Raw genomic sequence first — 19,312 nt, 5'->3', positions numbered from 1 at the left:
AGGGGGACTTGCAGGAAACGCGCCAGCTCTTTCAATCCGCTACCGGGCAATGCTTGGCGGGCATCTTCAACGCTGATTGCAAAGTCTGGCGGCAAAAAAAAGGCAGGCGACTCAACGTCGCCTGCCTGGTCGGGATCGATGCGCGAACGGTCAGTCCGCCAGCCAGCCATTTTCCCAGTAGCGCAAATTGTCGCCGCGCAGCACGTAGTCACGCAGCACGATCTCGCGCAACTCATCGCCCATGCGATAGCTGGCGTCCGGATCGGCCAGGTGCATGCGGATCGCCTGCAGCCATTCATCCGTGGAGTTGGTCTTGATCCGGGTGCACGGCAGGTAGCCGCGATAGGCTTCGGTGTCGGTACAGATCACCGGGTAACCGCAAGCGCCATACTCCAGCAGGCGCAGGTTGCTCTTGCAGTCGTTGAAGATGTGGAATTCCAACGGCGCCAATGCCAGATCCAGGTTCAGGCTGGCCAGTTTGGCCGGGTACACATCCAGCCCGATCACCCCGTGAAACTCATGCATGTACGGACGCAAATCGTCCGGGCACATGCCGAAGAATACCCAGTCGACTTCATTGGCCAGTTCGCGAACCACATCGGCGATGACCGCCAGGTCCCCGTGGTGGCTGGTGCCGCCCCCCCAGCCGACCCGGGGCTTTTTCGAAGTGCGGCGCTGACTGCGCAAGTCGGTCCACAAGTGCGACGCCAACATGTTGGGCACCACGCGAATGTCCTGATGCATGTCTGACAACGCGTTACCCAGCGGCTCGGTGGAGACCACCACGCGATCGCACATGCCGATGGCGCGCCGGACCAGCGCCTCCATTTCATCCTTGCCCGGCATATTGCGGATATGCGCATTGCGGTGCGGAACGTTGATCACGAAGTCATCCAGCTCATAGATACGTCGCGCGCTGGAGTATTTTTGCAGGCTCGGGATTTCGTTGATCGGACCTTCGGAATAGCGCCCCTGCAAGATGATCACGTCAGGCGAATGGCGCTCGACCTCGATGATGGTCGGCAGGTTGTAATGAATCCGCCCGTGCGCCCTGCCGGCGGCCTCCAGCTCGATCAGCGGTTGCGTGACCCGGTAATGGCCGATGGCGGACGCGTTGACCGGCAACGCGAGAATCTTCGGCAGCTGAGCCTTGGAAAACGGGCTCCAACCGGATCGCAAACCGGGCTCGAGACTGAAGCTTGCACCGCCCAATCCCTGCAACGCCAGGTTGGTGTTGTAGGCCGGATCACGGGCCACGATCGGCAGCCAGCGCTTATAGAAAACTTCCTGCTCCTGCTCGCCCCGGGCCTGGTCACCTTCTTGCGCAGCCACCGCCGGTTGCGCGCCCAAGGCCAGTTGAGCGTGAGGCGTCCACACCACCAGATAACCTTCCTGGCCAACCCGCAGGCACAGGTCCACTTCGTTGAGGGACTGCGCCAGGCCCTGCTCGTCCAGGCCACCGACGGCGTCAAAGACCGCTTTGCGCACCATCAGGCAATCGCCGCCGACGGCACTGAAATTGTGAGCGACCTGCAAGCGGTACATGTACCCCGCTGCGTGCAGCATCTCACCATGGAACGGCATGCCGGCCGGCCCTTGCAACCCGAGAATCAGGCCGGCATGCAGCACGCGACCATCGGGGTTGAACAGCTTGGCCCCCACCACACCGACTTCCGGACGTTGTGCATGATTGAGCAACTCGCCCAGCCATTGCGCCTGGGTGATCACCGTGTAGGGATTGAGCATCAGCACGTACTCGCCAGCGGCCTGCTGCACGGCAAAGTTGCGCACCGCCGCCGCATTACCCTGCAACTCGCAGCGCAGCACCCGGATCCGCTCACTGCCCAATTGCGCCATGCCGGCGAACCAGTCAAGCGCCTCGGCGCTCTCGCTACCGTTGTCCACCAACAGCAACTCGTATTCGCCGTAGGCCGTTTTCTCCAGCAGACTCTCGACACAGCGTTGCAACGCCAGGGTCTGGTCCTTGCTGACGATCACGATCGACACCAGCGGCCGATCAGCATGCTGATAGTCGACCCGATTGAGCAGCGCGGAACTGCCCTGGCGAATGTCGTGGGCGACACCCAGGCGCTGCAAGTGTGCCTCGAGCAACCGCGGATTGGTGTCCACCACTTGCGGCAGCGACAGCCATTTGGCCAGGTCGAACGCCGACTCCAGCAATACCTCCGAAATGTGCCCGACCACGTGCGTGCCAGCACTCTCGACCATTCGCCACAACACATCGTGTGGCGCGAGTTCGCCGTACTCCGAATCGAAACCGCCTAGCGCCAAGAATTGCTCGCGCTCGAATGCCAGCGCTCGCCCCACGTAGGGATAGCTGCGCATCAAGTCCAGGTTGAAGTCTGGCTTGAATGCAGGCTCGGCCGACTCACCCTGATGCAGCCCACCTTCGTCGCTGTACAGGCAGGTCAGCGTGCGCGACAACGCAATCCGCTCGGCCATGACCAGCAAGGCCGGCGCCACCAGACGATCACTGGCACGCAGCAGATAGAACCAGCCAGTGCCTTCCAGTTGCGGTAACAGGGCGTTGATCTGCTGCTGCCAGTCGTCCTGCAACGGCAAGCGGAACACTCGCTCGTCCAGCACGGCTTCTGTGCACGATGCCGACAGCACCAGCGTCAGTTCAGGGGCGTAATCCTGATCCGCGAGCGATTGCAGAGTGAGCTCCAGTGCCGAACGGCTACCTTGCTCATCGATGATGACCGGAACGATTCTGGGTCTGCTTGGCCACGCCTCCAACGTATCCGCCAGCAGCTCGCGCTGACCGTCGGTGAGACTGCGGCACGCCAGCCACTGGGCATACAGTTGCGCGAAACTGACACTGGCAATGCCGACATGCCAGTCCTGGGTGGTCTGCTTGGTGCCCAGGGTCCGGCTCAACGGCAACTCTTCCCATACCCGCGGTGACTCGTCCACTTTGGTCAGTGGCACATAGCGCACCCAACCCTGGGCCGGCGCTGATTCGCCGCTACGGGCCTTGAGCATCTGCGACAGCCATTGCCGTTCGGTTTCCGCTGCGTCCTTCATCGACTGTTGGCTGCTCAATCGTTCGGGGTACAGGCGTTCGACGCCGAGCACGTGATTGGACACCGCCAGGTTGCCGCGCCGCATCAGGCAGACGTACAAGGCGAAATCGAGGGTCGCGACGAAGCAATGGCCGGGCTGCGTCAGTGCCGGGAACAGTTCGAGCACGTCAGCCCGACGGAACATGGCGTTGCTGAAACCACCGAGGATATTGACCGGGAAGTTTTCGAAGATCGCCAGCAGGTCCTCGCCCTTGAACACCCCGCCCACCGGGGAAAGCGGGGTGTTTTCCAGGCGCGAAGGCAGCGGCATGTCGTCGGCATCCCAGAGCAGGCGCTGGGCGACCACCAGGTTGACGTCGGCACAATCGATGAGCACCTGGGCCTGACGCTCGATGCAGGCGGAGAACAACTGGTCGTCATCACAAAGAAACTTGATGTACTCGCCCTGCGCCTGCTCCAGGCAAGCTTGCAGGTTACCCACCAACCCCAGGGTTCGCGGATTACGCACATAGCGCACGCTCGCACCCTGTTCAACCACCGACGCAACGATGTCTTCGATCTCATGGCCACGACTGTCATCGCAAACGATGATCTCCAGATTGCCGTAGCTCTGGCTCACGGCCGTGTGCAAGGCACGACCGAAAAAGCGCGGATTGAAGGCGGGAATGACCAGGCTGACAAGCGGAAGTGAATTCACGGCGGGCTCACAGGCGGCGCGAGCCCGCCCTGAAAAGCGAGCCCTTTGTTACCGCAAAAAAGACGATAAATACTGAAGGGGCAAGGCCATCGGGCGCCTGCGCGCCCGACCACCGTCAGATCTTGTTGAACAGGCCCAGCTGGGAAATCTTGCTGAACGCCAGCTGCGCCGCCTGCAACATGGTCTGCTGCAAGGTCAGGCGAGTCATGGCTTCAGCCGGGTCCGAATCGCGAATCGACTTCTGGCTGGCGCTGTTCGCCAGGGTCAGGCTCTCGTTGGTCGCGGCCTGGTTATCCAGTGCCTGACCGCGGGCACCGATCGTGGTGATGGCCGAGCCGATCTGGTTGGCCGCACTGTCGATGTTACCCATTCCCGACTCCATGGCCCCCAGTAACTTCTGCTTGGCCACCGGGTCGCCGTCGATCGGCGTGTTCAGCGCGGTGATCATCTGGCCCAGGGTGTCGAGCACGTTCTGGGTCTGATGGTTGTTGGACTGAATCACGAACTGGTCGCCGGACGCCGGGGTGCCGCCACCCAGGGCAAACGTTACGCCCGCCGCAGTGGCGTTGCCGCCCACCATGGTGCCCGACGACACCGGCTTGCTGTCGGCAGTGATTGGCGCGGCATACAGGTCGAAATTGGTGGCGCTGGTGAACTTGAGGATCGCCCCGCCCGACGGGAAGGCGTTGGTGTAATCCGTCGGGTTGGTCACGGTGGAACCGGTGATAACCGCGGTCGACGGGTTACCGGCGCTGCGCGACGTGTTGAAGGTGTCCGACGTGGAAGACAGATTGAAGCTGTGACCAGCGATCACCGCATCCGGGTTGGTATCAGTGGATTTGAGGTTGATGTTCAACTTCAGGTCGACACCACGGAAACTGACCGTCTGGTTGGCACCGTTGGAGTTGCTGATGACACCGTTCTGGCTGGCTTCGGTGGTCACGTCATTGCCCAGCGCGTCGGTGATCTTCAATTGGGTGCTGCTGAGGAAGCTGACGGTGTAGGGCTGGCCGCCCGTGAACTTCGCGTTGTAGGTGGAGCTGGTGCCGACCGTACCGTTGGACAGCACCACGCGACCGTCATCCACCGCCGGAGCGGTCATGGTGGTCTGGGTGCGACTGGTATTGATGGTCTGCTGGAACGCATCCCAGCCAGTGGTGTTGGTCCCGACCGTCATGCCATCGCCAATGCCAAGGTCGATGGTGGTCTGGTCACCGTTGTAGCTGTAGGTGCCGTCCGAGTTCTGCGAGTAAGGCGCAGTGTCGGTTTTCGAACCGGAGAACAGGTAGTTGCCGTTGGCATCCTTGGAGTTCATCAAGCCCAGCACTTGTTGCTGGATCTGGCCCAACTCCGACGCATAGGCCTTGCGGTCTGCGTCGGTGGCAATGCCATTGCTGGCGGCGAGGGCCAGTTCCTTGGCGCGCTGCAAAGCGGTACCGATGGAGTCGAGCGTCGTTTCCTGCAGGCTCAACGCACTCTTGGTGGTGTTGATGTTGGTGCCGTACTGACCAAGCATCGCGCTCTGCTGACCCAGTTGCAGCAAACGACCGGCACCGATCGGATCATCGGCGGCAGTGTTGACGCGGATCTGGCTGCTGATTTCGTTGTTGGTCGCGATGGCCTTGTTGAAGTTGCGCTGGTAGTTGGCAGCGGTGATTTCGTAATACTGGGCGGTGGAAATGCGCATGAATTACGACTCCTTAAAGGCTGTTGATCAGCGTGGTGAAAATTTCCTGCGCAGCCTTGATGATCTGCGAAGACGCGGTGTAGTACTGCTGGTACTTGACCAGGTTGCCGGTTTCTTCATCCAGGTCGACCCCGGAGTTCGAATCCCGTGCCCCTTTGGCGTTGTCCAGGATCGCCGTGGTGGCCTCGCTGTCGGACTTGCCCTGGGCAGCCTTGGCGCCGACATTGGTCACCAGCTTGTTGTAGGCATCGGTCAGGCTGATGCCCTTGCTCGCCGTGCCGGTGTCTACGGTCTGTCTGGTTTGCAGCCCCACCAGCGCCTGGGCGTTGCGGTTGTCCGAAGACGCCGCGCCGGTCAGGTTGATGGTGAAGCTTTCGCCGCTGGCTGGCGTGGCGCCGACCGTGGTCTGCACGGTGAACGTCTTCTGCACCGCCGGGGTGACGCTGGTGTCCATGACCGGAGCACCGCTGGCATCGACCATGCCCACTTTCAGGTTCAGGGTGTTGCTCTGGCCGGGAACGATGGTGCCGGTACCGATCGAATTGCCCTTGGCATCGACCATGTTGTAGCTCTGGCTACCGCCGCTGGCCGCCCCGAACACCAGCTTGACCGGCGTCGAGTGCTTGAGCGCGGTCTGCATTTCTGCCTGGGCCGCCGGGTTGTAGATATCGATGGTGCTGGTCAGCGCCGGCTGGGTGTAGGTGCCGGTGTTGTTGGCATTGGTCACGCCGGTCAACGGTGCTGCGGCCGCGATTTTTTTCGGGTCGCTGAGCACGGTCTGGATACCGGCCGCCGCGCCACGGGTCGGCGTCACCTTGAACGAGTCGCCGGCGCTCAGTGCACCGCCGTTGAGGTTCAGGCTGAAGCCGTCGATCACCGGAGCCGGGGTGGTCGTGGTGCTGAACGCGCCCATGTCGGTGCCGTCCGAGCGCTTGACGGTGTAGTTGGTCGCGCTGGTGAACGTCACCTGATAGTCGCTGGCGGTCAGCTTGCCGGTGTCCTTGATGGTGACATCCAGGTTGCCGGAGCCGGCACTGTTGCCTGCCGCCGCAATGCTGCGCTGACTGACCAGGGCGGCACTGTTGATGTTGTTGAAGATCGCCGCGCCGAAATCACCGTTCTTGTCGATGCCCTGCGCCTGCTGGCTGTTGATCTGGTCAGCCACCACCAGGGCTACGCGCCCCAGTTCATTGAGCGATGGGTCGAGCACTTCCTTGCGGTAAGTCAGCAGGCCACCGATTTCACCGCCGCTGACCACCGAGGTCACGTCGATGGTGCTGGAGCCACGGTTGAGCTGCAGCGCCATGCGCGATGGATCATCCTTGCCCGGTACGGTTTGCAGTGTATTGGTGGTGTTGCCGACCACCAGGGGCTGGCCGCTGCCGATGTAGACGTCGTAGCTGTTGCCACGCTCGACCACCTGGGTACCGACCAGTTCGGACAGTTGGCGCACGGCTTCGTTGCGCGAGTCCAGCAGGTCGTTTGGTTGGTTGGTGCCGGTGGAGAGCTCGGAAATCTTTTGGTTGAGCGTGGCAATCGTGGTGGACAGTTTGTTCACCTGATCCGCCATGTCGCCCAGGCTGCCGTTCAGGTTGGTGTTCTGATCGTTCAACTGCTTGGCGATCGAATTGAAGCGAGCGGACAGGGCCTGGGCACCGGTCAGCACCGACTGGCGGGACGTGTCGTCGGTGGCCGAGGTCGAAACGCCTTGCATCGAAGTGAAGAACTTTTGCAGCACACCGGTCAGCCCGGTGTTGGTATCGGAAAGCGTGGCGTCCAGCGGCGTGGCCTGTGCGTTGTACGACGTTGCTTCGCTGTCGAGCGAGGTAGCGGTACGCAGCTGCGAATCGAGGTAGGAGTTATACACGCGACGCACATCGGCCAGCGTCGTGCCGGTACCGATGAACACGTTGCCGTATTGAATCGAGCCTTTGGTGCTCTGCACAGACTGCTGGCGCGAGTACCCGGCGGTGTCGACGTTGGCAATGTTGTTGCCGGTCGTCACCAACGAGTTATGGCCAGCACTGAGCCCCGACATCCCGATATTGAGCAAACTCATGATTCAGACCTTATACCTTGTGCCTATAAAGGCGTGGTGGAAACGCCCGCCGCAGCGTAGTTCTGGTAACTCGTCATCTGCTTGGCTATCTGCGAAATCTTGCTTGCGTAGTCCGGGTCGGTTGCGTAACCGGCCTTCTGCAACTCGCGTACAAACTGTTCTGGGTTATCGGCTGACTTCACGACATCTTGATAGCGATTATTGGTCTGCAGCAAAGTCACAAGGTCATGGAAACTGTCCTTGTAGGAATCGTAGGAACGGAACTCGGCCGTCTCCTTGACCATCTGCCCATTGCGGAATTCGCTGGTGATCGCCCGCGCCGAGTTGCCCTGCCAACTATTGCCGGCCTTGATGCCGAACAGGTTGTGGCTGCTGCTGCCGTCCTGAGCACGCATGACAGACTTGCCCCAGCCGGTTTCCAGGGCCGCCTGGGCCACCAGGTAACGTGGATCGACACCAATCCGGGCTGCGGCTTCCTTGGCCATCGGCAACATGGTATTGACGAACTGGTCGGCGGAACTGAAGGCTTTCTTCGCCGGCGCCAGCGGAATCTGCGCCATGGCGCGACCGTAGATCTGCATGCCGCCAGTGGAGGATTGTTGCGCGGTCGCCAGCCAGTCGCCGTTGTACAACGGCCCCGTGCCGGTGTTCGTCGCGCGCTCAGGCAGCGGTGTCTTGTTGATCGTCGTAGTGGCAGCGGTCGCCGCCGAAGGCACCAGTCCGGCCAACAACCGATCAGCCAGTTTCGGCGGCAATGCCAGGCGTCGCTGATTGATCAGCGCCATGTCATTGCGATGGGCACCCTCGCCCGCCTCTTGTGGCGTATGGACCGATCGCGAAGCCCACAATGGACGCTGGCCGTTGACCCGCGACAGTGGGCCATTGATTGCCACCGTACCTGCTGCCACCGGCGTTTGCACGGCGGCCCTGGCAGCCTCTTGCTTGGCCAGCGATGCAGCGGCCGCCTCGCCCGGCGCCATTGGCTTATTCTTCGACATCTGGCGCATCAGCACATCCGCCAGGCCGATACCTCCACCCTCGCGGGACATGGAAACCGCCAGTTGCTGGTCGTACATTTCCTGGTACTGCTTGGCCGCCGGGGTGTTCATCGGATTGTCCTGCCCCAGCGCATCGGTTGCCGAGCGCATGGACTTGAGCATCTCACCGATGAACAGCGACTCGAACTCCTGCGCCACCTTGCGCATGTTGCCGTCGCTGTTCTTGTCGCCGACCTTGAGCTGATTCAGACGATTGAGGTCCGAATAGGAGCCCGAATCGCTGCTGCTGACCAGACCGCTCTTGCGCATATCCACGATGGCCGTCCTCAGATCACGATCAGATCGGCTTGCAGGGCACCGGCCTGCTTCAGCGCTTCGAGGATCGCCATCAAGTCACCCGGTGCCGCGCCGACCTGGTTCACCGCACGCACGATTTCGTCGAGGGTGGTGCCAGGGCCGAACTTGAACATCGGCTTGGCTTCCTGCTGGGCATTGACCTTCGAACGCGGCACCACCGCCGTCGTGCCATTGGACAGAGGGCCGGGCTGACTGACGATCGGGTCTTCGGTAATGGTCACGGTCAGGCTGCCGTGGGTCACGGCAGCCGGGGAAACCTTGACGTTCTGGCCGATCACGATGGTGCCGGTACGGGAGTTGATGATGACTTTCGCCACCGCCTGACCCGGATCGACTTCGAGGTTTTCCAGGATCGACAGGTAGTCGACGCGCTGGCTTGGATCCAGCGGCGCGGTCACGCGAATCGACCCGCCGTCGATGGCCTGGGCCACGCCAGGGCCGAGCATGTCGTTGATCTTGTCGACGATGCGCTTGGCGGTGGTGAAGTCGGAACGGTTGAGGTTCAGCGTCAGGCTGTTGCCCTGATTGAAACCGCTCGGTACTGCACGCTCCACCGACGCACCGCCGGGGATGCGACCGGCCGACGGAACGTTGACGGTGATCTTCGAGCCGTCTCGCCCTTCTGCATCGAAACCACCGACCACCAGGTTGCCCTGGGCCACCGCATACACGTTGCCATCGATACCCTTGAGTGGCGTCAGCAGCAAGGTGCCGCCGCGCAAACTCTTGGAGTTGCCGATGGACGAAACGGTGATGTCGACCTGCTGACCCGGCTTGGCGAACGCCGGCAAATCGGCACTGATCGACACCGCCGCGACGTTCTTCAACTGCACGTTGCCCGAACCCGGCGGCACCTTGATGCCGAACTGCGAGAGCATGTTGTTGAAGGTCTGCAGGGTGAACGGGGTTTGCGTCGTCTGGTCGCCGGTGCCGTTAAGCCCGACCACCAGGCCGTAACCGATCAATTGGTTGGAACGCACGCCGGAAATGCTGGCGATGTCCTTCAGGCGCTCGGCCTGCGCGTTGAACGCGGCGGACAGCATCAGGGCGGCCACCATGAGGTGTTTAAGATTCAAACTGACCACCTAGAAAGGGAACAGCGGGCTGAGGAAGAAACGGTCGAACCAGCCTGGCTGACTCGCATCGGCAAACGAACCGGTGCCCGAGTAGGTGATGCGCGCATCGGCGACACGGGTCGACGGCACGGTGTTGTCGGTGGCGATGTCATCGGCGCGAACCAGGCCGGCAATCCGCACCAGCTCGTCACCGGTGTTGAGGGTCATCCACTTTTCGCCGCGTACCGCGATGATGCCGTTGGGCAACACATCGGCGACGGTGACCGTGATCGAACCGGTCAGGGTGTTGCCCTGAGCCGCCTTGCTGTCACCCTTGGTCGCGCGGTCACCTTCGTAGCTGGCACTCAGGCTCAGGTCGCCATCGCCGAACGGGTTGTTGGTGGTGGCGCTGCTGCCGAACAGCGAAGTCAGGCCGATGTTGGCCTTGCTGTTCTTGCCAATTTGCGAGTTGGCGTTTTTGCTGGCCTGGGTCCTTTCGTTCAGGGTGATGGTAATGATGTCACCGACCCGGAACGCCTTGCGGTCACCGTAGAGGTTCTGTTCGAAACCGGCCTGATAGATCGAACCGTTGTTCGCCGCCGCCGGCAACGGCGTACGCGGCAACACCGGAGCGTAGTAAGGGTCATTGGGCTTGGGCGTCGCAGGCACGCAACCTGCGAGCGCGGTGATCCCACTCAGTGCCAGAACAGATACATAGCGATTCATGACCCTACCTCACGGTGTAGCAGGCAGCCTCATGGCCGCACATAGACTTGATTACAGATTCTGCGTTACGAACGAGAGCATCTGGTCGGCGGTGGAGATCACCTTGGAGTTCATCTCGTAGGCGCGCTGGGTGGTGATCATGTTGACCATCTCCTCAACGGTGCTGACGTTGGACGTTTCCAGGGTGTTCTGCAGCGTGGTGCCGAAACCGGCCAGGCCCGGGGTGCCGACTTGCGGTGCGCCGCTGGCGGCGGTTTCCAGGAACAGGTTGTTGCCCACTGCCTGCAGGCCGGCCGGGTTGATGAAGTCGGCGGTTTGCAGGTTGCCGATCACCTGGGCAGCCGGGTTGCCGGCAATGGTGATGGACACGGTGCCGTCGCGGCCGACCGTGAAGGTCTGCGCGTCGTTCGGAATGACAATCGCCGGCTCCAGGGCAAAGCCGCTGGCGTTGACGATCTGGCCGTTGGAGTCCAGGTGGAAGGTACCGTCACGGGTGTAGGACGTCGTGCCGTCCGGTTGCAGGATCTGGAAGAAACCGCGACCGTCGATGGCCATGTCCAGTGGCTGCTCGGTGGTTTGCAGGCTGCCGGCGGTGAAGTTTTTCTGGGTGCCGACGATGCGCACACCGGTACCCAGTTGCAGACCCGACGGCAGTTCGCTGTCCTGGGTCGACTGGGCGCCAGGCTGGCGCTTGATCTGGTAGAGCAGGTCCTGGAACTCGGCGCGGTCACGTTTGAAACCCGTGGTCGACACGTTGGCCAGGTTGTTGGAAATGGTCGTCAGGTTGGTGTCCTGGGCGGACAGACCTGTCTTGGCAACCCATAGAGCCGGAAGCATTCGATTCTCCTCGTGTGCCTGTTTTACGGCGCGACGTTCTGGTAATTAGCTGATCTGCAAGACCCGAGCCATGGCCTGGTCGTCGTCTTTGGCGGTGTTCATCATCTTGATGTGCAGCTCGAACTGCTTGGACAAGGCCAGTACCGAGGTCATCTCTTCCACGGCATTGACGTTGCTCGACTCGAGAAACCCGGACACCAGCTTGACGTTGGCATCGGCCTGCGCAGGCGCGCCGTCCTTGGTGTGGATCGAACCATCCAGGCCCTTGGTCATGTTCTTGAGGTCCGGATTGACCAGCTTGATGCGGTCGACTTCAGCCATCACCCGGGGACCTTCGCCCATCGCGCGGATGCTGATGGTGCCGTCCTCGCCGACTTCGATCTGCTGCTCCGGCGGCACGGCAATCGGCCCGCCATTGCCCATGACCGGCATGCCGTTGCCGGCGCGCAGCACGCCCAGGGCGTCAACGTTCAGGCTGCCGGTGCGCACGTAGCTTTCACCGCCATCGGGCGTCTGCACGGCAATCCAGCCGTTGCCTTGCACGGCGACGTCGAGGTCGCGACCGGTTTCCACCAGTGAGCCAGGGGAAAAATCGGTGGCCGGGCGTTCGGACATGGCAAACGCACGCGCCGGAAAGCTGTCACCGAACACCGGCATCGAACGGGCCTGCTCCAGGTCTTTCTGGAAGCCGTTAGTGGAGATGTTCGCCAGATTGTTGGCATGCGCCTTTTGCGCCAGTGCATTCTGGCTGGCGCCGGTCATAGCCACATAAAGGTACTTGTCCACACTCTTTCCTCTGCCTGCCGGACGTTTGCCGCCCACTGCTGTACTGCTGAGCCATAAGCAATTTGCAGACCAACTTGTTTTTGACGGCGCGAGGCCCGGCAAACAGGGGACTTTGGGGATTCAGAGGGGATTTGTGATTTGTATCAGAGACGAAAAACCGGCGGTGTCATGCCGGTGGGTGGCAAGTGCCGGCCTCTTGAGTGACTGATCTATCGCCTTCGCGAGCAAGCCCGCTCCCACATTTGGAATGCGTTCCCCTGTGGGAGCGGGCTTGCCCGCGAAGAGGCCGGCACAGACGCTGAAAATTTCAGTCAAGACTCAGTCTTGCCCACCTCATACTCACGCAACTTGTTGGCAATGGTGGTATGCGAAACCCCCAGTCGCTTGCCCAGTTGCCGACTGCTCGGATGCTCGGAATACAGCCGCTCCAGCACCGCCTTCTCGAAACGCCCGACGATCTCGTCCAACCCACCCTCCAGCGAAAAATCGCCAAGGGGCTGACGCACGCCGTAATCCGGCAGGCGAATATGCTCGGCCTTGACCGTGCCGCCGTCGCACAGGGAAACCGCCTGGAACAGCACGTTCTCCAGTTGCCGCACGTTACCCGGCCAATGGTAATGACTGAGCCGCTCCATGGCCGCCGGAGCCAGCTTCGGTAACGGGCAACCAATCTGCCGGCTGGCCTGATCGAGGAAGTGCTCCACCAGCGGCGTCAAACCGTCGAGGCATTCGCGCAACGGCGGGATGTGCAGCGACAGCACATTCAAGCGGTGATAGAGGTCCTGGCGGAACTCGCCGCGAGCGCACAATTCGGACAGGTCGACCTGGGTCGCACAGATCACTCGCACATCGAGGTAGACCTCTTCATCACTGCCTACACGGCGGAAGCAACCGTCCTGCAAAAAGCGCAGCAACTTCACCTGCAAGCGCGGGCTCATTTCCCCAACGCCATCGAGAAACAGCGTACCGCCCGCCGTCAGCTCCAGCAGCCCGAGCTTGCCTTCGGCCCGCGCCCCTTCAAAGGCACCCGGGCCGTAACCGAACAATTCCGTCTCGGCCATGGACTCCGGCAGACCGGCGCAGTTGAGCGCCATCAACGGCGACTGCCCACGCGGGCTGGCCAGATGGCAGGCCCGCGCCAGCAACTCTTTGCCGGTGCCGGTTTCCCCTTCTATCAATAGCGGCGCATCCAGCGGCGCCATGCGCCGCGCTTCGCGCACCACAGCGGCCATGACTTTCGAGCTCTGGAAGATGCTGTCGAAGCCACGCAATTCCTGCTTGCGCACGTTGTAGATGCGCTCGCCCACCCGGTCGGCGCGGTGCAATGTCAGCACCGCACCGGCCATGGCTTCGCTGTCGTCATGCTCCGATTGCAGTGGCGCGATGTCGGCCAGGAACACATCCCCCTTGACCTTGACCCGCAGCCCGTTGATCCGCGACTTGTTGGCGCGCACCAGTTCCGGCAAATCGAAATCTTCGGCGTAACGCGACAGGGGAATCCCCGGCACTTCGTCGACCCGCACCCCGAGCAACTGCGCCGCTGCCCGGTTGGCCGCGACGATGGAACCGCCCATGTCGATCGACAGCACCGGAAACTCCAATGCACCGAGCAGTGCATTGAGTTCCATGTGCCGACGCTCGCTGGGCATCAGCCCTACACGCTTGACGCCAAACACCCCGGCAATCGCTTCGAATTTCGGACGCAAGGCCTGGAACTGAATGTTGATCAGGTTCGGGCAATGCAGGTAGATGGCATTGCCATGCTCACCGCCCACCTCACCGCGGGCCACGTTGATCCCGTACTCCACCAACAGGTTGAGAATGTCGCGCAGGATGCCGATGCGGTTCTGGCAGTGGACTTTGATACGCATAAAAAAGACCTGATAAACGATGATTGACCTGTGGGAGCCAGCCTGCTGGCGATGGCGTCGCATCAGGCCCTATTGATGTCGAATGACACACCGCTATCGCCAGCAGGCTGGCTCCCACAGGGTTAGCGCCCGACTTTTCTGATTAGGCGCTCAGATAGTCGTCAAGATTATGTGACAGATGTAGGGCTTTTCCCAGCCGCCAATCTCAACATCTGCGCGACGACGACCGATACGTAACGAAAACTTTACGATAATTGAGGGATTTTCCCGCACACGACGCTGTTCACCTGCTGCAACGCTGCAATTGATGGGGTATTTCTAGGTCCATAGCAGTACATAACAAGAACGAAATCCCTTAGCAGGAGAGCAGCATGAAGCAGACGCAATACGTGGCTCGCGAGCCCGATGCGCAAGGTTTTATCGACTACCCCGCCGAAGAACACGCGGTGTGGAACACGCTGATCACTCGTCAACTGAAAGTGATCGAAGGGCGTGCGTGCCAGGAGTACCTGGACGGTATCGAAAAACTCGGTCTGCCCCACGACCGCATTCCTCAACTCGGCGAAATCAACAAGGTCCTGGGTGAAACCACCGGCTGGCAGGTTGCCCGGGTTCCCGCACTGATTCCCTTCCAGACCTTTTTCGAATTGCTCGCCAGCAAGCAGTTTCCGGTGGCGACCTTCATTCGTACCCGCGAAGAACTGGACTACCTGCAAGAGCCGGACATTTTCCACGAGATCTTCGGTCACTGCCCGCTGCTGACCAACCCGTGGTTCGCCGAATTCACCCACACCTACGGCAAACTCGGCCTCAAGGCGTCCAAGGAAGAACGCGTGTACCTGGCGCGCCTGTACTGGATGACCATCGAATTCGGCCTGGTCGACACCCCGCAAGGCCAGCGCATCTACGGCGGCGGCATTCTGTCTTCTCCGAAAGAGACCGTGTATTGCCTGTCGGACGAGCCTGAGCATCAGGCGTTCGATCCGCTGGAATGCATGCGCACGCCCTACCGCATCGACATCTTGCAGCCACTGTACTTCGCGTTGCCAAATCTCAAGCGTCTGTTCGACCTCGCTCACGAAGACATCATGGGCATGGTCAAGCAAGCGATGCAGATGGGTCTGCACACACCAAAATTTCCGCCAAAACCAAAAGCCGCGTGATCCGCCGCTTTTAGAATCAAGTGAGCCTGTCAGAAACCATAGCTTTGGATTAGCGTGGTAGCACTGAGGGCCGATTTCCCAACATTCGATTTCAGGAACACATCATGACCGCATTAACTCAAGCCCATTGCGAAGCCTGCCGCGCCGATGCTCCACAAGTCAGCGACGAAGAACTGCCGATCCTGATCAAGCAGATCCCGGACTGGAACATCGAAGTACGCGATAGCATCATGCAGCTGGAAAAGGTTTTCCTGTTCAAGAACTTCAAGCACGCCCTGGCGTTCACCAACGCCGTCGGTGAAATCTCCGAGGCCGAAGGCCACCACCCGGGCCTGCTGACCGAGTGGGGCAAAGTCACCGTGACCTGGTGGAGCCACTCGATCAAGGGCCTGCACCGCAACGACTTCATCATGGCCGCGCGCACTGACGAAGTAGCCAAGGACGCTGAGGGGCGCAAGTAATGCATTTCGACGCCATCGGTCGAGTACCTGGCGACCCGATCCTGGGCCTGATGGAGGCCTACGCGCAGGACCCGAACCCGCGCAAGTTCGATTTGGGCGTGGGTGTCTACAAAGACGCCCAGGGCCTGACGCCGATTCTCCAGTCGGTGAAGCTTGCCGAGCAGCGTCTGGTGGAGCATCAGTCGACCAAGACCTACATCGGTGGTCACGGCGAACCGGCATTCGGCATAGCGATCAATGAGCTGGTGCTGGGCGCCGATTCGAAGCTGATCAGCGCACAACGCGCCGGCGCCACCCAGACTCCGGGCGGCACCGGGGCTTTGCGCCTGAGCGCGGACTTCATCGCCCAGTGCCTGCCGGGGCGCGGCGTATGGCTGAGCAACCCGACCTGGCCGATCCACGAAACGATTTTTGCGGCAGCCAAGGTCAAGGTCAGCCACTACCCGTACGTGGGCAGCGACAACCGGCTCGACGTCGACGGCATGCTGGCGGCGCTCAATGAAGCGCCCAAGGGTGACGTGGTGTTGCTGCACGCCTGCTGCCACAACCCGACCGGTTTCGACCTGTCCCAGGATGACTGGCAGAGGGTGCTGGAGGTAGTACGCAAGCGCGAACTGCTGCCACTGATCGACTTCGCGTATCAAGGATTCGGCGATGGCCTGGAACAGGATGCCTGGTCCACCCGGCTGTTCGCCGCCGAGTTGCCGGAACTGCTGATCACCAGTTCCTGCTCGAAGAACTTCGGCCTGTACCGCGACCGCACCGGCGCGCTGATTGTCTGCGCGAAAACCGCCGACAAGCTCACCGACATCCGCAGCCAGCTGGCCAACATCGCCCGCAACCTGTGGTCGACGCCGCCGGATCACGGTGCAGCCGTGGTCGCGACCATCCTCGGCGACCCGGAACTGAAGAACCTCTGGGCCGACGAAGTGGAAGCCATGCGCCTGCGTATCGCCCAACTGCGCAGCGGTCTGGTGGAAGCGCTGGAGCCTCACGGTTTGCGCGAGCGCTTTGCGCACATTGGCGTGCAACGCGGGATGTTCTCCTACACCGGCTTGACGCCTGCGCAAGTGAAGAACCTGCGCGATCATCACAGCGTGTACATGGTCAGCTCGGGCCGGGCCAACGTGGCGGGGATTGATGCCACGCGTCTGGATCTGCTGGCCGAGGCGATTGCGAAGGTCTGCAAATAACCTTCAAACACTGCAAATCCCCTGTAGGAGTGAGCCTGCTCGCGATAGCGGAGTGTCATTCAACATTGATGTTGACTGATACACCGCTATCGCGAGCAGGCTCGCTCCTACAATTATTTCTGTGCCAGTGTTACCGATCTGTCTATACAACCCCATCCGTCGAAACAAATGGATATAAAAGTCCGTTTGTCATTTTCAGTGCTGTATCCTGCCCAGGCTTTTTAAAAGCGCGGATCTACCAGATCTATCAACAGACTTAGCGAGGAGCGCAACCATGCACGAGATTCCTAATCTCCCCTTCCCAAGCCTGCACGAACCTGAGCAGACGACCACGCAGCAAGCCGGCGCCCAACAGCCCGAGCCGAAAGAAGCCACTGACAGCCGCCAGGCTGACAGAGAAGACTGAAACACCCGCCGTACAGACCGTGTGGAAAGCGCTAACATGCGCTTTCCACACTGCCTGAAAGAGTCTTTACCCATGACCGATGAATTCAGTGAAGCGCAGGCCAGCGTCCTGATCGGCACCGCCGAGAAAATGATCGGGATCTGGAATCGCCTCTCCCCCGAGAAACAAGCCGCCTTGCTCGCTCGCTTCGGCACCCAGGAAAATGCACTGGCCGCCCTGGTCACCACGCAACTGGTCACTCCCGCCAAACCTGAATGACGCCGCCCGGCAAATAGTTTTACCTTTTCACAACCTGTGACCGTCCACACCGTTATCATAAGCAGCCTATCTATCCTGCTTTACCGTGGACCTTTACCCATGCCTGAAAACCAGCGCCCCCTGGCGGTCACGCTGCAAGTTGTTTCCATCGTCCTTTTCACCTTCATCGGCTACCTGAACATCGGCATCCCCCTGGCCGTATTGCCCGGTTACGTCCACAGCGACCTGGGCTTCGGCGCGGTGATCGCGGGCCTGGTGATCAGTGTGCAATACCTGGCCACCCTGCTCAGCCGCCCCTATGCCGGGAAGATCATCGACAACAAGGGCAGCAAGCTGGCTGTGATGTATGGCCTGGCCGGTTGCGGCTTGAGCGGTGTGTTCATGCTGGTCTCCGCCTGGACCCAGAGCCTGCCGATGCTCAGCCTGATCAGCCTGTTGATCGGCCGGCTGGTGCTCGGCAGCGCCGAAAGCCTGGTGGGCTCGGGCTCGATTGGCTGGGGCATCGGCCGGGTCGGCGCGGCGAATACGGCCAAGGTCATCTCGTGGAACGGTATCGCCAGCTACGGCGCACTGGCTGTCGGCGCGCCCTTGGGTGTGTTGCTCGTCCATCAACTGGGCTTGTGGAGCATGGGGGTGAGCATTGTTTTGCTAGCTGTGCTCGGCCTGCTGCTGGCCTGGCCGAAAACCGCCGCGCCGATCGTTGCCGGTGAGCGCCTGCCGTTCATGCATGTGCTGGGGCGAGTCTTCCCCCACGGCTGCGGCCTGGCCCTGGGCTCCATCGGCTTCGGCACCATCGCCACCTTCATCACCCTGTATTACGCCACGCAACACTGGGACAACGCGGTGCTGTGCCTGAGCCTGTTCGGCGCCAGCTTCATCGGCGCGCGCTTGCTGTTCGGCAACCTGATCAACCGCCTCGGCGGCTTTCGCGTCGCCATTGCCTGCCTGTCGGTGGAAACCCTGGGATTGCTCTTGCTGTGGCTGGCACCGGATGCCCACTGGGCACTGGCGGGTGCGGCGCTGAGCGGCTTCGGCTTTTCGCTGGTGTTTCCGGCACTGGGCGTGGAGGCGGTCAACCTGGTCCCGGCCTCCAGCCGTGGCGCAGCCGTCGGCGCCTATTCGCTGTTCATCGACTTGTCGCTGGGGATCACCGGGCCGCTGGCCGGGGCGATTGCAGCCGGGTTCGGTTTCGCTTCGATCTTCCTGTTCGCTGCCTTCGCCGCCTTGAGCGGATTGATACTGAGCCTTTACTTGTATCGGCAGGCACCAAAGCAACGCGAAGCGCGGGACACTCCTTAGAAGTCGACCTTGCCGCGCCCGGCCTTGATGTTGCCGCGCTTGCTCTTGGATTCGAGGCGACGGGTCTTCGAGCCGAGGGTCGGCTTGGTCGGACGGCGCTTCTTCTCGACCTTGGTGGCACTGAGGATCAACTCGGTCAGCCGCAACAGCGCATCGGCGCGGTTCTGCTCCTGCGTCCGGTACTGCTGGGCCTTGATGATCAGCACACCGTCGCTGGTGATGCGGCTGTCGCGCAGCGCCAGCAGCCGCTCCTTGTAGAACTCGGGCAAGGACGACGCCGGAATGTCGAAGCGCAGGTGCACGGCACTGGAGACCTTGTTGACGTTCTGCCCACCGGCGCCCTGGGCGCGAATGGCCGTCAATTCGATCTCGGCATCCGGCAGCTGCACGTTGTTGGAAATCACCAGCATGG

Annotated in this window: 16 protein-coding genes; 6 read left to right on the top strand and 10 right to left on the bottom strand. The window is 61.3% G+C overall.

The window, feature by feature from the left end:
- Positions 1 to 150: 150 nt before the first annotated feature.
- From AC3IT9_RS07515 to AC3IT9_RS07475, 9 genes are all read right to left on the bottom strand, one after another.
- Complete coding sequence (locus tag AC3IT9_RS07515; protein WP_489272565.1) at positions 151 to 3,744, bottom strand: glycosyltransferase; 3,594 nt, start codon at positions 3,742 to 3,744, stop codon at positions 151 to 153.
- Positions 3,745 to 3,859: 115 nt separating this feature from the next.
- Entirely contained in the window at positions 3,860 to 5,431 is a 1,572-nt protein-coding gene (locus AC3IT9_RS07510) for a flagellar hook-associated protein 3 (protein WP_489272563.1), read from the bottom strand.
- 13 nt (positions 5,432 to 5,444) lie between these two features.
- On the bottom strand, positions 5,445 to 7,490 hold the full coding sequence (gene flgK / locus AC3IT9_RS07505) for a flagellar hook-associated protein FlgK (protein WP_489272562.1): 2,046 nt from the start codon (positions 7,488 to 7,490) through the stop codon (positions 5,445 to 5,447).
- A 23-nt stretch (positions 7,491 to 7,513) separates the two neighbouring features.
- Entirely contained in the window at positions 7,514 to 8,803 is a 1,290-nt protein-coding gene (gene flgJ, locus AC3IT9_RS07500) for a flagellar assembly peptidoglycan hydrolase FlgJ (RefSeq protein WP_489272561.1), read from the bottom strand.
- 11 nt (positions 8,804 to 8,814) lie between these two features.
- Positions 8,815 to 9,903: a flagellar basal body P-ring protein FlgI gene (locus AC3IT9_RS07495; RefSeq protein ID WP_489273488.1), complete on the bottom strand. Its 1,089-nt coding sequence runs from the start codon at positions 9,901 to 9,903 to the stop codon at positions 8,815 to 8,817.
- A 27-nt stretch (positions 9,904 to 9,930) separates the two neighbouring features.
- Positions 9,931 to 10,626 carry a flagellar basal body L-ring protein FlgH gene (gene flgH, locus AC3IT9_RS07490; protein WP_150724432.1) on the bottom strand — a complete coding sequence of 232 codons (696 nt, stop codon included), beginning with the start codon at positions 10,624 to 10,626 and terminating at the stop codon, positions 9,931 to 9,933.
- 51 nt (positions 10,627 to 10,677) lie between these two features.
- Entirely contained in the window at positions 10,678 to 11,463 is a 786-nt protein-coding gene (gene flgG, locus AC3IT9_RS07485) for a flagellar basal-body rod protein FlgG (RefSeq protein WP_150724431.1), read from the bottom strand.
- A gap of 45 nt (positions 11,464 to 11,508) precedes the next feature.
- Positions 11,509 to 12,249 carry a flagellar basal body rod protein FlgF gene (locus AC3IT9_RS07480; RefSeq protein WP_150724430.1) on the bottom strand — a complete coding sequence of 247 codons (741 nt, stop codon included), beginning with the start codon at positions 12,247 to 12,249 and terminating at the stop codon, positions 11,509 to 11,511.
- A gap of 311 nt (positions 12,250 to 12,560) precedes the next feature.
- Positions 12,561 to 14,120 carry a sigma-54-dependent phenylalanine hydroxylase transcriptional regulator PhhR gene (locus AC3IT9_RS07475; RefSeq protein WP_008021363.1) on the bottom strand — a complete coding sequence of 520 codons (1,560 nt, stop codon included), beginning with the start codon at positions 14,118 to 14,120 and terminating at the stop codon, positions 12,561 to 12,563.
- A 371-nt stretch (positions 14,121 to 14,491) separates the two neighbouring features.
- On the opposite strand from AC3IT9_RS07475, the gene phhA reads away from it, so the two are divergent.
- From phhA to AC3IT9_RS07445, 6 genes are all read left to right on the top strand, one after another.
- Entirely contained in the window at positions 14,492 to 15,283 is a 792-nt protein-coding gene (gene phhA / locus AC3IT9_RS07470; RefSeq protein ID WP_104449926.1) for a phenylalanine 4-monooxygenase, read from the top strand.
- A 104-nt stretch (positions 15,284 to 15,387) separates the two neighbouring features.
- The gene (locus AC3IT9_RS07465) at positions 15,388 to 15,744 is read left to right on the top strand and encodes a 4a-hydroxytetrahydrobiopterin dehydratase (RefSeq protein WP_046037728.1); all 357 of its coding nucleotides are present in this window, start codon (positions 15,388 to 15,390) and stop codon (positions 15,742 to 15,744) included.
- Positions 15,744 to 16,937 (top strand): amino acid aminotransferase, encoded by a 1,194-nt coding sequence (locus AC3IT9_RS07460; protein ID WP_489272559.1) that lies wholly within the window; start codon positions 15,744 to 15,746, stop codon positions 16,935 to 16,937. Before AC3IT9_RS07465 ends, AC3IT9_RS07460 begins: the two co-directional genes overlap by 1 nt.
- 274 nt (positions 16,938 to 17,211) lie before the next feature.
- On the top strand, positions 17,212 to 17,343 hold the full coding sequence (locus AC3IT9_RS07455) for a hypothetical protein (RefSeq protein ID WP_256220589.1): 132 nt from the start codon (positions 17,212 to 17,214) through the stop codon (positions 17,341 to 17,343).
- A 72-nt stretch (positions 17,344 to 17,415) separates the two neighbouring features.
- Positions 17,416 to 17,601: a hypothetical protein gene (locus AC3IT9_RS07450; RefSeq protein ID WP_489272557.1), complete on the top strand. Its 186-nt coding sequence runs from the start codon at positions 17,416 to 17,418 to the stop codon at positions 17,599 to 17,601.
- A gap of 99 nt (positions 17,602 to 17,700) precedes the next feature.
- Positions 17,701 to 18,900, top strand: a complete 1,200-nt coding sequence (locus AC3IT9_RS07445; RefSeq protein ID WP_489272555.1) for an MFS transporter — start codon at positions 17,701 to 17,703, stop codon at positions 18,898 to 18,900.
- On the opposite strand, the gene arfB is transcribed toward AC3IT9_RS07445, so the two are convergent.
- Complete coding sequence (gene arfB, locus AC3IT9_RS07440) at positions 18,897 to 19,310, bottom strand: alternative ribosome rescue aminoacyl-tRNA hydrolase ArfB (RefSeq protein ID WP_057715927.1); 414 nt, start codon at positions 19,308 to 19,310, stop codon at positions 18,897 to 18,899. The two genes, AC3IT9_RS07445 and arfB, sit on opposite strands and share 4 nt — an antisense overlap.
- Positions 19,311 to 19,312 lie beyond the last annotated feature (2 nt).

The sequence above is a fragment of the Pseudomonas sp. KH_046_1 genome (assembly GCF_057839025.1).
Note: the sequence above shows the minus strand (reverse complement) of the source record. Positions and strands in the feature narration are given on the sequence as shown.

What these genes read in the sequence shown, in the direction of transcription:
- AC3IT9_RS07460 (WP_489272559.1), top strand. Translation starts at nt 15,744, where the DNA reads ATGCATTTCGACGCCATCGGTCGAGTACCTGGCGACCCGATCCTGGGC.
- phhA (WP_104449926.1), top strand. Translation starts at nt 14,492, where the DNA reads ATGAAGCAGACGCAATACGTGGCTCGCGAGCCCGATGCGCAAGGTTTT.
- flgK (WP_489272562.1), bottom strand. Translation starts at nt 7,490, where the DNA reads ATGAGTTTGCTCAATATCGGGATGTCGGGGCTCAGTGCTGGCCATAAC.
- AC3IT9_RS07455 (WP_256220589.1), top strand. Translation starts at nt 17,212, where the DNA reads ATGCACGAGATTCCTAATCTCCCCTTCCCAAGCCTGCACGAACCTGAG.
- flgG (WP_150724431.1), bottom strand. Translation starts at nt 11,463, where the DNA reads ATGCTTCCGGCTCTATGGGTTGCCAAGACAGGTCTGTCCGCCCAGGAC.
- AC3IT9_RS07475 (WP_008021363.1), bottom strand. Translation starts at nt 14,120, where the DNA reads ATGCGTATCAAAGTCCACTGCCAGAACCGCATCGGCATCCTGCGCGAC.
- flgH (WP_150724432.1), bottom strand. Translation starts at nt 10,626, where the DNA reads ATGAATCGCTATGTATCTGTTCTGGCACTGAGTGGGATCACCGCGCTC.
- AC3IT9_RS07445 (WP_489272555.1), top strand. Translation starts at nt 17,701, where the DNA reads ATGCCTGAAAACCAGCGCCCCCTGGCGGTCACGCTGCAAGTTGTTTCC.
- AC3IT9_RS07495 (WP_489273488.1), bottom strand. Translation starts at nt 9,903, where the DNA reads ATGGTGGCCGCCCTGATGCTGTCCGCCGCGTTCAACGCGCAGGCCGAG.
- arfB (WP_057715927.1), bottom strand. Translation starts at nt 19,310, where the DNA reads ATGCTGGTGATTTCCAACAACGTGCAGCTGCCGGATGCCGAGATCGAA.
- AC3IT9_RS07510 (WP_489272563.1), bottom strand. Translation starts at nt 5,431, where the DNA reads ATGCGCATTTCCACCGCCCAGTATTACGAAATCACCGCTGCCAACTAC.
- AC3IT9_RS07450 (WP_489272557.1), top strand. Translation starts at nt 17,416, where the DNA reads ATGACCGATGAATTCAGTGAAGCGCAGGCCAGCGTCCTGATCGGCACC.
- AC3IT9_RS07465 (WP_046037728.1), top strand. Translation starts at nt 15,388, where the DNA reads ATGACCGCATTAACTCAAGCCCATTGCGAAGCCTGCCGCGCCGATGCT.